Annotated in this window: 10 protein-coding genes; 4 read left to right on the top strand and 6 right to left on the bottom strand. The window is 40.0% G+C overall.

Annotated elements, in window-relative coordinates:
- Positions 1–7 precede the first annotated feature (7 nt).
- Genes GFH32_RS00705 through GFH32_RS00690 form a run of 4 tightly spaced genes read left to right on the top strand, consistent with a single transcriptional unit; the run spans position 8 to position 3845 of the window.
- On the top strand, positions 8–775 hold the full coding sequence (locus tag GFH32_RS00705) for a PIG-L deacetylase family protein (protein WP_153509249.1): 768 nt from the start codon (positions 8–10) through the stop codon (positions 773–775).
- A gap of 27 nt (positions 776–802) precedes the next feature.
- Positions 803–1642, top strand: a complete 840-nt coding sequence (locus GFH32_RS00700; protein ID WP_153509248.1) for a class I fructose-bisphosphate aldolase — start codon at positions 803–805, stop codon at positions 1640–1642.
- A complete protein-coding gene (locus GFH32_RS00695; protein ID WP_153509247.1) occupies positions 1639–2790 on the top strand; it encodes a Gfo/Idh/MocA family protein in 1152 nt (383 codons plus the stop codon). The genes GFH32_RS00700 and GFH32_RS00695 overlap by 4 nt, the downstream gene beginning before the upstream one ends.
- Before the next feature lie 26 nt (positions 2791–2816).
- Positions 2817–3845 carry a carbohydrate kinase family protein gene (locus GFH32_RS00690; RefSeq protein ID WP_153509246.1) on the top strand — a complete coding sequence of 343 codons (1029 nt, stop codon included), beginning with the start codon at positions 2817–2819 and terminating at the stop codon, positions 3843–3845.
- Positions 3846–4033: 188 nt separating this feature from the next.
- Here GFH32_RS00690 and GFH32_RS00685 read toward each other — a convergent pair whose 3' ends face one another.
- The 6 genes from GFH32_RS00685 to GFH32_RS00660 form a co-directional block, all read right to left on the bottom strand.
- A complete protein-coding gene (locus GFH32_RS00685; protein WP_153509245.1) occupies positions 4034–6616 on the bottom strand; it encodes a BamA/TamA family outer membrane protein in 2583 nt (860 codons plus the stop codon).
- Positions 6617–6622: 6 nt separating this feature from the next.
- Positions 6623–8953, bottom strand: coding sequence for a hypothetical protein (locus tag GFH32_RS00680; RefSeq protein WP_153509244.1), 2331 nt, complete (start codon positions 8951–8953; stop codon positions 6623–6625).
- 29 nt (positions 8954–8982) lie between these two features.
- Positions 8983–10053, bottom strand: a complete 1071-nt coding sequence (locus tag GFH32_RS00675; protein WP_153509243.1) for a metallophosphoesterase — start codon at positions 10051–10053, stop codon at positions 8983–8985.
- A complete protein-coding gene (locus GFH32_RS00670; RefSeq protein WP_153509242.1) occupies positions 10053–10925 on the bottom strand; it encodes an SdiA-regulated domain-containing protein in 873 nt (290 codons plus the stop codon). Before GFH32_RS00670 ends, GFH32_RS00675 begins: the two co-directional genes overlap by 1 nt.
- 1 nt (position 10926) lies before the next feature.
- Positions 10927–12087 (bottom strand): Pycsar system effector family protein, encoded by a 1161-nt coding sequence (locus GFH32_RS00665; protein WP_153509241.1) that lies wholly within the window; start codon positions 12085–12087, stop codon positions 10927–10929.
- A 192-nt stretch (positions 12088–12279) separates the two neighbouring features.
- Entirely contained in the window at positions 12280–13017 is a 738-nt protein-coding gene (locus GFH32_RS00660; protein ID WP_153509240.1) for an SGNH/GDSL hydrolase family protein, read from the bottom strand.
- Positions 13018–13254 lie beyond the last annotated feature (237 nt).

Raw genomic sequence — 13254 nt, 5'->3', positions numbered from 1 at the left:
ATTTATTATGACGAACCCCAATAAAACTGTATTAGCAATTGTGGCGCATCCAGACGATGCAGAAATCAGCTGCGCAGGTACGCTTGCACTCTTAAAGGATAAAGGATGGACTGTTGTAATGGCCACCATGACTCCTGGTGATTGCGGATCAACTGTACATACGCGTGAAGAGATTAGTAAAATCCGTAAACAAGAAGCTGCCGATGCCGCGGCACTCCTCGATGCGGAATACTATTGTTTGGAATGCGATGATGTATTCGTAATGTACGATAAACAAACTATTGTCAAAGCGATCGAGCTGATTCGGAAAACAAAACCGAGTGTTGTTATCACAATGAGCCCATCATGTTATATGGTGGATCATGAGATGACTAGCAAAATTATCCAGACGGCTTGTTTTAGCGCAGGGATTGTTAATATAGAAACTCCCGGAGTAGAACCATATTTCTACACCCCACATCTATATTACGTCGATGCGATGGAAGGAAAAGATCGTTTCGGAGAAGCTGTAAAGCCGGGGATGATAATTGACATCTCTTCCAAGATTGATCTCAAAGAAGAAATGCTGGCAAAACATGCGTCACAACGCGACTGGCTACGCGAACATCATGGTATGGATGAATACATCATTGCGATGAGAGGTTTTGGCGAAAAGCGCGGAAAGGAAATCAGTGTTGCTTACGGCGAAGGCTATAGACAACATCTCGGTCATGCCTACCCGCAAAACAACATTCTACAAGAAGAACTTGGGGAACTCGTACATGAACGTTCATAAAAATTAGAATTAAATTAAGCTACTTACATGAAATTATACCGCTTAAATCGACTATTTAATAAAGAGTCGGGCAACTGCTTTGACGTTGCCATTGATCACGGTTTTTTCAACGAATATTCCTTCTTAAATGGAATCGAAAACGTCGAAAAAGCTGTCGATGTGCTTGTTGATGCCGCTCCGGATGCTATTCAGCTAACCGTTGGACAGGCTAATTACCTTCAACGCATCCAGGGACGTCAGAAACCATCCTTAGTTTTACGAACAGACGTCGCAAACGTCTATGGAAAACAACTTCCTCGAACCATATTCAGCAGGATGATTGAAAACCCAGTCGAACAAGCATTGCGTCTAGATGCAACTTGTGTTGTCGTAAACCTATTTAGCATTCCCGATGAACCAGAAATTACGGATCAATGTATCCAAAACATTCTGAAGATCAAGCCAGAGGCCGAACGTTATGGCATGCCATTAATGGTCGAACCATTGGTTTTTCGTCCGAACAGTGAAGCTGGAGGTTACATGGTTAACGGTGATCCTGAAAAAATCATCCCCCTTGTACGCCAAGGCGTAGAATTAGGTGCTGATATTATCAAAGCTGACCCTACCGACGATGTTTCCATTTACCATAAAATCGTTGAAATTGCAGGTAATATTCCAGTCCTTGTTCGCGGTGGCGGAAAAGCAAGTGATGAAGAGATTTTAGAACGCACTTACCAGTTAATGCAGCAAGGTGTTCGTGGAATTGTGTACGGAAGAAATGTAATACAACATCCAAATCCGGCGGGTATGACACGTGCTTTAATGGAAATTGTACATAAAGGAGCAAAACCTGCAGACGTCATTGGATTATTAAAAGGAGGAATATGAAAACTGTAAATGTCGGTATAATCGGCGGCGGCCTTATGGGCAAGGAAGCCGCAAGTGCATTTGGAAGATGGTTCGCGTTGAAAGACTATCCTGTCAAGGTTCAATTAACCGCAGTCTGCGACATTGATCAAAAGGCCTTAAATTGGTACAAGCAGATTGACAGTGTCAGTTTATTGACCACGGATTACAACGAGCTTATTCATAGCGAACTAGTGGACGTAGTTTATATTGCTGTACCACATCATATGCATGAATCGATGTACATCGACATCCTACAAGCGGGTAAGGATCTACTTGGCGAAAAACCATTCGGAATTGACCTTGCCGCAGCTAAAAGCATTGCTAAAGTCGCAAAAGAAAATGGAAGATTTGCTCGATGCAGTTCTGAAATGCCTTTCTTTCCTGGCCCACAACGCGTCGTTGCGGAAGTAAACTCCGGGCGTTTAGGTCGAATAATCGAAATTAAAGCTGGCTTTTTACATGCTAGCGATATGAATCCCACCAAGCCAATAAACTGGAAGCGCCAGTCTGCCTACTGTGGTGAGATTGGTGTAATGGGAGACCTCGGTATACATGCCTTACATATTCCATTACGATTGGGATGGAAGCCACAATCGGTGTATGCGCATTTACAGAAAATAATCACGCAACGTCCTGACGGAAAAGGCGGGATGGCAAACGCAGACACGTGGAACAATGCGACATTGAGCACACGTGTGAATTTAGAAAACGGCGATACCGTTCCGATGTCTTTGGAAATGAAACGTCTCGCACCCGGAGAAACCAATACTTGGTACATTGAAGTACTCGGTACAGAAGGTGGAATCCGCTACAGTACAAAGGATATTAAAGCTTTATGGACTTACAATTGGAATGGCGGTAAAGAGCAGTCTTGGCAACGTACCGATTTAGGATTCGAAGTGCCATTTCCTACTGTGACTGGCGGTATTTTTGAACCTGGTTTCCCAGATGTATTCCAACAAATGCTTGCCGCCTATTTCGCCGAGCGAGAAGGTGAATTGACAGGAAGGTTTGGCTGTGTGACTTTAGAAGAAGCGATTGCCAGCCACGAAGTATTTGCAGCGGCATTAGCATCGCATGAACACAATAAAACCGTGCAGTTAGAAGAAACGGTAGTACAAGACTAAAGGACATCCTAAAAGGGCAGCAATATATGACGGAGATAACAAAGCGATCAGGGATCTTAGCCGGGGGAAATTGGATTTTAGATGAAGTTAAAGTAATCGACAAATTCCCCGAAGAACAAGCCCTTGTTAATATATTAGATGAATATACCAGTAATGGAGGATCTGCTTATAATATTCTAACGGATCTTACTCAACTAGGTGCCAATTTCCCCTTAGCGGGAATAGGGCTAGTTGGCAATGATTTCCAAGGGATCCGCATCATCGACCATTGTAAGGAGATTGGCATTGATACACAACAAATCGCCATGATTCCCAATGTCGCCACTTCATACACCACTGTTGTTTCAGTAAAAACGACTGGAAAGCGTACCTTCTTTCACCATCGTGGTGCCAGTTCCAAATTAAAACCGGGACATTTTGATTTCAAAAAATCTAACGCTCGAATATTTCATTTAGGCTATCTCTTGCTCCTCGATAGTCTCGACGAAGTGAGAGAGGATGGTCGTACTGACGCTTCTCGACTGCTGGAAAAAGCAAAAAGCGAAGGTTTCAAAACATCCATCGATTTAGTCAGCGAAGACTCCGAACGATTTAAAACGGTAATACCCAATTCGCTTCCTTACGTTGATTATCTTTTTCTCAACGAATTTGAAGCCAGCAAGCTTTCAGGTATTAACCTCATGAACCAAGAAAACCCGAAGCTAATGCACGAAAGCTGCCAAGAAGTGTTCACGCATCTTTTCGACTTGGGGGTGAATGAATGGATTATTATTCATTATCCTGCGGGAGTTTTTGCAGCGCATAGAGCGGGTGCTCGGCTTTTTCAACCGAGTGTTAAACTTAACCCGGAACAGATTGTAGGAAGCAATGGTGCTGGAGATGCCTTAGCAGCAGCTATACTTTATGGTTTACACGAAGAGTGGACGATGGAAGAAAATCTGAAGCTTGGGGTTTGTGCCGCCGCCGCAAGTCTAACGCATGTAACTTGTTCAGATGGCGTATTAGATATCGAAGCATGCCTCAATTTGGATGAGCGATTTGGTTATCGACAATAATTCAAGAAACAAAAATCATAATATCTAAGAATTTCATTTTAACATTAACCGTACCTTAAGCCTTGCTTAGGCGTACATTAGCCCTTGCTATTCCCTTTATTTGGGCATAACAAGGGTTTATCTATAACCTTAGTCCATTTCACGATAAACGGTAGGCTTTACCGAATCGACTGTTAAATAATCAAACTTTAGAAAGAAAGGCCAATACGAATATAAGGCAGAACAGCCTCTTTACTTGCGCCGACTGTCGCTTGAATAACCATCAGGTCGCCTGGCATAAAGTAAAAACCTCCCCCGGCACCCATATGCCAACTATTAGATTGCTCGTGACTCATCCAAACCCTTCCTACATCATAAAAACCAATCAAGCCCAGTGTCCCCGGAAGTAAGTATGAGCTAAAGCTAGCAATCTTCAATCGTGCATCAAGGTTATTATAAAAGGCTGTTTTTCCGGTAAAACGTTGTGAATTAAAGCCTCTTAGGCTTGATTCTCCGCCTATTTGTGCATGCTGATAAAAATAAGGGTTTCCAAAGACCGCTTGAACCCCACTTCGATTAGCAAATGTAAGATAGTCGTTGAAAATTGTTTTATAGAGGCTTAAGGAGCTCTCTAACGCCCCGAACTTCCGGTTTTGACCAGCAAGCTCAGCTTTCCAGTCCAAGCGCGAGAACAAGCGAATTCCCTCTTTAGGATTACTATGATTATCTCTTGTATCGAAGTCAAACCCAAGAGCAAGACCGGTTGAGAACTTGGTGCCAAAAACTTCCTCGTTTGGAAACGCTTGATTAAAACCGTTGAAAAAACGCTCCTCATTATGATCTTCCTTACTATGATAAAGTTCAGATGTAGATCCATAGAATACAGATGTGTTCTTAAAAACTTCATAACCTAAGAATATATCTGCATTGACATGGTCGTAACGATTTCTATAGAAAGAGATTTCATGCTCTTCATCATTTATAAATATCGTATTGTTCCCATACCCGAAGAAATTACTCTGATTGAATGGTCCTAAAGCACGTAAATGCATTTTTAGATCCTGCTCTCCAAACAGCTTCTTTACCTCCCCTTTATATTCTAAGATAAATGATTGACGGCCGGTTAGATAGTTGGCAAGAAATTCATGTCGATAGGCATAGGGAGTTTTTCTAAACCCTTGATTCTCGATCAGATAGCCTAGTCCAAAGATTAATCCGCGATCGACACCATAGCTCAAATTAACCAAAACACCTTTGCGATCGTACACAAAATTATCATATTGAAACGCATTCACCGTGCTATCTTTTTTCAATCGAAATTTTGCGCCAACCATATTATTGAACGTATTCGCCGTATCTCCCTTATTGTCGTAAACATACAGTTTGTTTGCTGACAGCAGTTTTTCATCTGCTAGAAATTGATCGTGCGACTTTCCTCCAATTAATCGAAGTTTTATAGGTGACTTTCCGTTTCCTCGTATGGTATATTCGTCTTCACCTGCGATTCCATAAATTCGTAATTCCTTGGTCTCAGTTGGCAAAAAAAGACGCTTCATAATGCGTGCCCCCTCCGTTCCGTCTTTCTTTTTATTATGGACATCGACCTGGATACTTCCATCTTCTTGATATACAATTTCTACAAATTCACGCTTAGCAGAAAGCGGGATATCGACAACGCGCGCTAATGATAAATAATATTCATCTGCTGATTGGTCCAATTCATCACGACGCGACCGAATATTCGTTTCCAGTTCTACAGCACTCAGCTTCACGATCGTATCCGGCATTTGCAACATCGCCTGATGAATCAATGAGTCTGTCAGAACCTTCTGCACGGTAGAAATTTGTTCTTTCCAATCGTTTCGGTCCAAGTGATTAAGAAAGAAACGATCGAAATGTCGTGCATTAAAATTCCAGTGCGCTACATTTCTAATATGTGGACTAAAGGGCTGAACATTAGCTTTTAGCCATTGATAAGAAAGCAAAACAGGAAAAACACCAGAGGTTTTGTAGTACACTTTATCACGGTCCCGAGGAACTGGACTATAGGTTTTTTTACCTTTCTCTTTTTCAGGATCCCAACGCCAATTATCTTCATGGCGATCCCAATCTCCTAGAACAAAATCAAGCAAACGAGCACGAGTAGTCAATTTTTGGTCGACTTTCGCATCATTATCTTCTAATAGCTTATCAATGACCTTAAGTGTATTGTCTGTTTTTTCATTTTCAAAGGGCATTCTTGCTTCAAACATATACGGCCGATTTTTGAATATCGGTCGATACTCTCCGAAGAGGGGATCATCCGCCACGTAAACAAGTTCAGGTGCTGAATGTGGAATCGATAAGGCGCTATTAAAAGTTGGAACCGTTAACGCACCGAAGGGATGTGCGATCGCTATTTGATCTTGCACAATATCTTTCGCAATCGTCTTCCGAAGGCTTTCCGGTAAACTGCGTTCTGGATATTTTTGAATCGACCGTAACACCCACTCCACACCACTTGAATCGGCAAGTCGTAATGATTGCGTTTGCATGCCTCCACCTAGCTTGACGATATGTAATCCGCCCTTTTCCTTCGACAGATCCATGATGCGCATTTTAACCGGGGTATTATATAGTTTTCGATAGCTGTCGCCGAGCCAAAAACGATGTACCGCGCCGACTTGATCATATTCAGACGCAATTACGGTTGTTATGCTGTCTTGTTTCTGTGCAAAGCTCTCGCTTATTACAAAAAGTAAACCCAGCATCAATATATTCTTCAACGACATAAAACGAGCACTAGATATCATTCTGTCTTAATTTCTTTCTGTTAGTACAATTTTGACGCGCATCGCCATCAAGTCGCTTATCCCTTGCAGATTCTCCAATTGAAGCTCTTCAATTTCTGGCTCAATCAAGCCCAGTTCGGAAACCTGCTTCAGACAAATCCGCAAATCGCGCGCAATTTGGTTTCTACTGTAAACAATTGCAATGGTATTTGGTTGAACTAAACGTTCCTTACTATTTAAAACATAGGCTTTATCAATCCGCTTTTTGATCATTTGGTACCTGATGTTATAAGAGCCTTCTACATCGAATCTACGTTCGTCTTCTCGAAAGCTAATATCAATTGCATTCGGGTGGATAAAGATTAACTGTGTCGTTTCTAATGGAATACTCAATGTCTTTCTCAGGTTAAAGGTCTGCTGTCCTATTCGCGCAATGCTGATAATCTGCTCTTTTCGAATCTGATTCAATATACTGAGCTTAAAATTATGACGTGGAGCTATCGATTGCCCGACATATAGATCATATTCAATTCCATCGGTTCTAAAGGTTTCAAAATAGGACGGAAAAATCGCTTGAACTTGCGCATTAAATTGGTTCATTTCGTTTTTCACGGCCTGATTAACCTTCTGAAGAGACCTTTCGAAAGCCTCATTACTGGCATTCATATCCGCGTAACTGTATTGTAATTTACGTCGGCAAGTCGCCAACGAATCATGCAAAGCAGGGACTTTCTTTTCTACGCTATCTAGGAAAGCTGGCACATCTTCTTGGAAGAAGGAAAGCACGTCGAGCAAGTAATGCTCTAAATTAGCCCCATTTGTCCATGCTTCAACTTCTTTAAAGCGATTTATAAAGTTCTCGTTCAAGCTCTTTACTTTCTGTTCGTCCATGCGTTCGATCAAAGAGCCAATGTAATCTACACGCTTTAGAATATCCTCGCGATAAGATTTATTTCGTAATAAACTAGAGTCCTTAACATCAACTGCTGCGTAAAAAGGATACACCTCGTTAAACACTATTTTTTCTAATTCTGGCTCTGCACTTAAATGAATTAGCTCGCCAAGGTATGCTGCGGCAACTTGATTAAACTTCCATTCAACTGCTGGTTGGAGAGAGGTATACTTATGTAAAATAACGTTATTGAGTTCACTCTTAAATGAAAGTACGATGTCATAGGCTAACTGCGCCAAAAGGGTATAAAAAGAGCGTACTTGAATTAACATATTACGATTTAAACCAGGTTTTGTTCGTGTATAAATTTCGAAAATGCCAACTAAATCTTGATTATGGATCAAGGGAAAACAGATATAAGAAGTCAACCCGGTTTTCTGTAAGCTCCTTTTTAGCTCCGACGACTGAGACTCAATTCCGCCATCCACGCCAAAGGAGAGGATATATGGATTATCGAGATATTTCATTAATCCTCCCGCCATAATATCCTTATCGTAGAATACCGAATCGCCTAAAAGCATACTACTTTTTGACATATCGGGAGACAAAACAGGTATGCCGTTTAGTTTGAGAATAGGGTAAAAAGAGGATTTTACACCTTCGTATGTGACTATATTAGCGAGAATATCATTCAATTTATCTATCCCGTCTTCTCCAGTATAAATACTAATATTATTAATGAGCTCCTGCAATTTTTCTGTAACGTAGGCATCATGACAATCTACGAGCGTACAAATGGTAAAACCTCTGAAAGAGAATTTTGAAAGATCGAAGGCTTCGAGAATGGGCTCTATATCCTTTTGATTAAACGTGTCTTTATTTTTAAAGCTACTAAGATCCAGCTCGGGTAATGCTTCCTTCGGTTGAATATCCACATAAGCATAATCTATTTCTAACTCAAAGAACCTGCTAATTTCACCTGTTGTTTTCTTGAAGCGCAGCTTGTTACTAATGGCCGGAATGTGATAGAAGCGTTCTAAAATTAGTAAATAAAGCTGCTTGTTCATAAAATCTACATCCAAGAAGCTTTTGTTTTGATTGGATTCTACTCGCTGAAAATCATGATCAATAAGCTCAAAAAAGGATGAAGTTCCAAAAAAAACACGATCGGGTATAGGGTATCCTAATGCCCATTTAATTTCTCTATCGGTGGATACACCCTTCGCTAGATGGTAAAGGCTCTCGAGTAAATCATGATAACTACCTAAATTTTCGGAGTTTAAATCTCCATGCTGTTGAATCTTCGCTAGAATAAGTTCATTCGCGATTTTCGGCACCAACATACCTTCCGCTTGTTCTTCTATCGTCTTTTGCAAATGATTCAAAAATGGCCACAAGGATAGCGATTGCTCCAATCCGTTGACTGGAACCACATGGCTATCAATAGGTGTGGTTTTAACTAACATATAGGTAAATGCGTTCTTCGGTTAATGTGTTATTGAAATTCTATTTTTGTTTCAAAGCTTTTGGTCAGGGCGTCTTCAGGCTCATCAATATAAAATTGAATCGCTATCGCTCCATTATCTAAGCAATCAAGTATACAAAAGCCTTGTTTATTGTATCGATATTTTAAGGATTTGTCTTTTCGGATTTCTGATGTTTTAGATCCTGAGCCACTTACGACTTGATAGAGATTATCCTTAACAATATATTGTAAACCGTGATCATGTCCTGAGACATAAATCAAATTCGGATGATGTTTACAGATTTCAAGGACTCGGCTTCTTAAATCAGCATATGCGGGATGCTTGATGTCCTCGGGAGATGCAAGAAGTGTCGAGCGAAAAAGTGGATATAATGACCCCAAGCCTGGCAAAGGAACATAAGCTCCCTTCCAAAGACGCGTCAATGGGAAAACATGATCCCTCCAATTATATTTTAATGCATGTTCGCCAAAGGTTAACATCGGATGGTGAGACATCATAATCACACGCTTGTCCTTATATTGATCTAATAATTGTTTCAGTTCCTGTTCGAATTGAATCTTATCCTGATCTATACTTCGTCCATGATGGGGAAACAACCAAAATTCGCTATCATAAGTAATAACAACTAGATTTTCGCTCAATTGAATCGCCTTCGGGCCTAAGGTTCCAGCTTCTGGAACAAATTGCAAATCGGAATCTCCTTGATCTTTGAGGAATTGACCTTGCGCCTTTACTTTCGCCAAGCCCTCTTCTTTAGATTTGTCCCAGTCATGATTTCCTGCAAGAAAGTATACCGGCGCGCCTAATCTTCTGAATCCTTCATATTGTGAGCGTAAAATATTTGCGGTTTCTTCGTTTTCTGGTGCAGTCAATGCCATCCCCAACGGATAGATATTATCCCCTACAAAAAATACGGTAGTCTTTTGTTCCAATAAAAGATCCTGAGCTTTTTGAATCAGAAAACTCTGTTTCGTATTAATCTCTCCTGCGTCTCCAAACACAATAAGTCTTCGTTCTACTTCTTGCGAATAGCTGAAGTAAGAAATAAAAACATATAGGACGAGGAATAGACTACGCATTAAGGCTGTTTAGTATATTGAAATAGTAAAGCATTATCGCCTTTATTCTTTTCGCTACTAATGAACATCCGATCGCTTTGGTCAAATGTAATTCCTTCGGGTTGTTCAAATTGCTTTTTATCGAAACGAATCAGTTTTTTAGGCTTTAGTGATGCATCGAGAATTAACAATAGCTTATCAACCGACGATAAAACGTACCAATCTTTAGTGGCTGAGCGCTTTACAATTGCCGATGGTTTCAAAGACTTTAGCGCTTTCCCGCCAAGCTGATTTACCGCATCTAAATTAATTTCAAATGGGGCGCCAAGGGTTAGAATGCCATCCGCTTGTACCTGGACCGTATAGCCCGATACACTTGCCTTTCCTTTGTCTTGACTACAAGATTTACACAGTACATACAACTCTTTCTTATCCGAATCATATGACATCGATTCATATTCTCCTTTGCCTAACTGTCCTTCAAAAACATTAACCTTTGCTTGTGCTGCCTTCAAATCTACTGGAAAACTAAAGATTGTTCCATCGCTACGCAAAACATAAAAGTAGCTGCCATCGTTTGTGATTTCCTCATAATCGCCAGCGGGTGCAAACTCATATTCCGACACAATTTTCTCGCTTGTTAGATGATAAGAATAGACTATACCACTTTCATCTTGAACAGCATAAATATGTTCCGTATCATTTGCTAGAAAGCTGATTCCCGAAATTTCGTTCAACTGCTTGGGGAGTACAAAAGTTTTATCTGCATGTAATGCAGACACTTCCTCTGTCGTATTTTCCTTGTTTTTTTCTTCATTTTGTTTCGTTCCCGAAGGTTGACAAGATGCCAAACCAGAGAAGAGTAACATGCTGAGTATTAGCTCTAATTTCATATTATTTTGCTATAATGATTGCTACACAAAAAGCAGCGACAGATAAAATTAAACCAAGCATAAAAATGCCATATGCGTATCGCAGTAATTTGTATTTGCGTCCAAGGACTACACCCTGAGAATAAACGTCTTTTGTCAACATGCCATATAAAAACTCCTTATCATCCATAGCTTTGTTCATGGCTCCCTGATAATCTTCGAATTTTGTCTTATAGAAATTCCCAAAGAATAAAAGATTAACAGACTTGTTTTTCACGTCCTCATCTTTGAAATAACCATCAGGAATTTTTGGAATAGTAGCAAGAATCGCTAATACCATCGTTGTTACAGAGCAAGCCATTAACGTCACTGTAGGTACAATTAGATGTGGATTGCTATCCAAGGCTTTCAGTAAAACCGCAACGATGATTGAAAGTATAATTGAGTTGACGGTTAGTAGAATATTGGATTTATTATCCGCCATATCGCTGAGACGTTGGCTATTTGAGGATGTTATACGAAACATCGTTTCAATACCACGCTCAGGCTTTCTAAGTTTATCGCTCTCGGCTTCCGTTTTCGCGAGATTCTTCTTTTGTTTTTTCAATTGGTTTTCCAGATTGATCTGCTTTCCTTGATTCAGCTTATTTTGAGCATAATCGGTATGATACTTATGATTTTGCAACAAGGCGATGGTTCTTGTACGCCACTCATTTTTGTCAATTTTGTCTGCCTTGTATTGTTCAGCTTCTTGGTGCATAAGCTTGTTCCTTTCTTCAAAGGAAGCACCACCTAGATGAAATAGATCTGCATCGCAAAGAATGCTTTCTAGAAGGTTTCTCGGCGCTTGTGGCATTTTAGTTGCCATAATACATCCTTTAACCTGCTCAATTATATCCTGCGATACCTCCTGCTCTTTAAGAAACTGCGCGGCGCATTCTGCCCCTCTGTTTTCATGATCTTTCGCCCCTCCAAAGAGATAGCCGATATCATGAAAATAAGCAGCACAAATAACTATAAATCGATCTTGGGAGTTTAACTGATAGTATGCTGCCATCTCTTCCGCGGCTTCGACAACATCATGCGTATGTAGAGCGTTATGAAAGCAATAGTCACCACATTGATCGTTGGCTAACTTACTGACATACTCTTGTGTTTTGAGAATTAATGACTCGAAATCCATATCAATACTTTTAAAGCTTGACTATTAGCCAACTAAAATACTGACATTATTTGTTTTAAACATATAGAACAGTAAAAATGACCTGCAAACATCAATTATTGAAGCCCTTTTTTCCTTTAAAACACCGAGCGAATCGTTATAAGAAAAAAAGTAAACCTATAGAATCTTCTCGTTTATCAACATCAAAATGGATTAATTTACCTTTTTACTTTGATTGAGATTCCTAAGCAATACCGCCGGATAAGTATCCCCTTCAGACGTTCCCCGGCCTAGCATAAAGGCGCCATATGTGATGCTATCTCCAAAGCAAACAATTAGCATATTCCTGCGTAATAGCTTCTTTTCTTTCAATTGTCGATAGAAATAATCACCAATAATTTTGTAGCCATCAGCTGTTGGATGTACCCCGTCGTCAACAGTATTGTTTTTGCTGTTAACAAGAAGCGATTCTTGACTCGTATAGTTCGTTCCATACTTAACAAACTCATCATATAAAGGAATAAAAATCAAATTCTCCTTCTTCGCAAATTGCTCAATTGCACTATTAAGCTGACTAATCTTCGTATTCGGTTTGACCGGAAATTTCTCGGGATCATGACGCTGAAAAAGATAGGATTCTTCAACAGGAAGGATACTGGATACCACAAGTTTAACTTTCGGTCTTCCTGCTTTTATTAAATTAACAATCGAGTCTAAGTTCGATAAATAATCATTTATGCTAATAAACTTTTTAGAATTGATCATGTCGTTGCTTCCTACCATTAGAATAACAAGATCTGGATTGTTCGCTACAACATCCTTATCAACGCGAGCGAGCAAATCGCTAGAGTTGTTTCCCGCAATTCCTTTGTTTAATACTTGATAACTGGAACGACAAGACGTGAAGAAGCATAACAACAATATTCCGATTAGATAGATTCTGTTTTTCATTTTATTTTAGGTCAGGGTACCATTCAATCATGCAGCGATAAAACAGCAGATGAAATCTGCCCGTTAAGTTAGAAATAATCCCGAAGACTTAAAGTAGTTTGTTGTTTGATGTGTTTTTCGGAGGTTTTAAGATACTTGGAACCATGAACTCGTCGAAAAGCTTCTTCTAGTGAGTATTGATGGTTCAAGGGGCTAAAAAACCTTTGTTAGCGATTTACCGTATAATATATCGCTTTC

This window comes from Sphingobacteruim zhuxiongii (genome assembly GCF_009557615.1).
In the GTDB taxonomy this organism is placed as follows: domain Bacteria; phylum Bacteroidota; class Bacteroidia; order Sphingobacteriales; family Sphingobacteriaceae; genus Sphingobacterium; species Sphingobacterium zhuxiongii.
The sequence above is the reverse complement of the archived record's forward strand: the minus strand, read 5'-3'. Positions and strand labels throughout refer to the sequence as shown.

Coding starts and splice junctions, on each gene's coding strand:
- GFH32_RS00680 (WP_153509244.1), bottom strand. CDS start 8,953: ATGTTAGTTAAAACCACACCTATTGATAGCCATGTGGTTCCAGTCAAC.
- GFH32_RS00675 (WP_153509243.1), bottom strand. CDS start 10,053: ATGCGTAGTCTATTCCTCGTCCTATATGTTTTTATTTCTTACTTCAGC.
- GFH32_RS00690 (WP_153509246.1), top strand. CDS start 2,817: ATGACGGAGATAACAAAGCGATCAGGGATCTTAGCCGGGGGAAATTGG.
- GFH32_RS00695 (WP_153509247.1), top strand. CDS start 1,639: ATGAAAACTGTAAATGTCGGTATAATCGGCGGCGGCCTTATGGGCAAG.
- GFH32_RS00665 (WP_153509241.1), bottom strand. CDS start 12,087: ATGGATTTCGAGTCATTAATTCTCAAAACACAAGAGTATGTCAGTAAG.
- GFH32_RS00660 (WP_153509240.1), bottom strand. CDS start 13,017: ATGAAAAACAGAATCTATCTAATCGGAATATTGTTGTTATGCTTCTTC.
- GFH32_RS00670 (WP_153509242.1), bottom strand. CDS start 10,925: ATGAAATTAGAGCTAATACTCAGCATGTTACTCTTCTCTGGTTTGGCA.
- GFH32_RS00700 (WP_153509248.1), top strand. CDS start 803: ATGAAATTATACCGCTTAAATCGACTATTTAATAAAGAGTCGGGCAAC.
- GFH32_RS00705 (WP_153509249.1), top strand. CDS start 8: ATGACGAACCCCAATAAAACTGTATTAGCAATTGTGGCGCATCCAGAC.
- GFH32_RS00685 (WP_153509245.1), bottom strand. CDS start 6,616: ATGATATCTAGTGCTCGTTTTATGTCGTTGAAGAATATATTGATGCTG.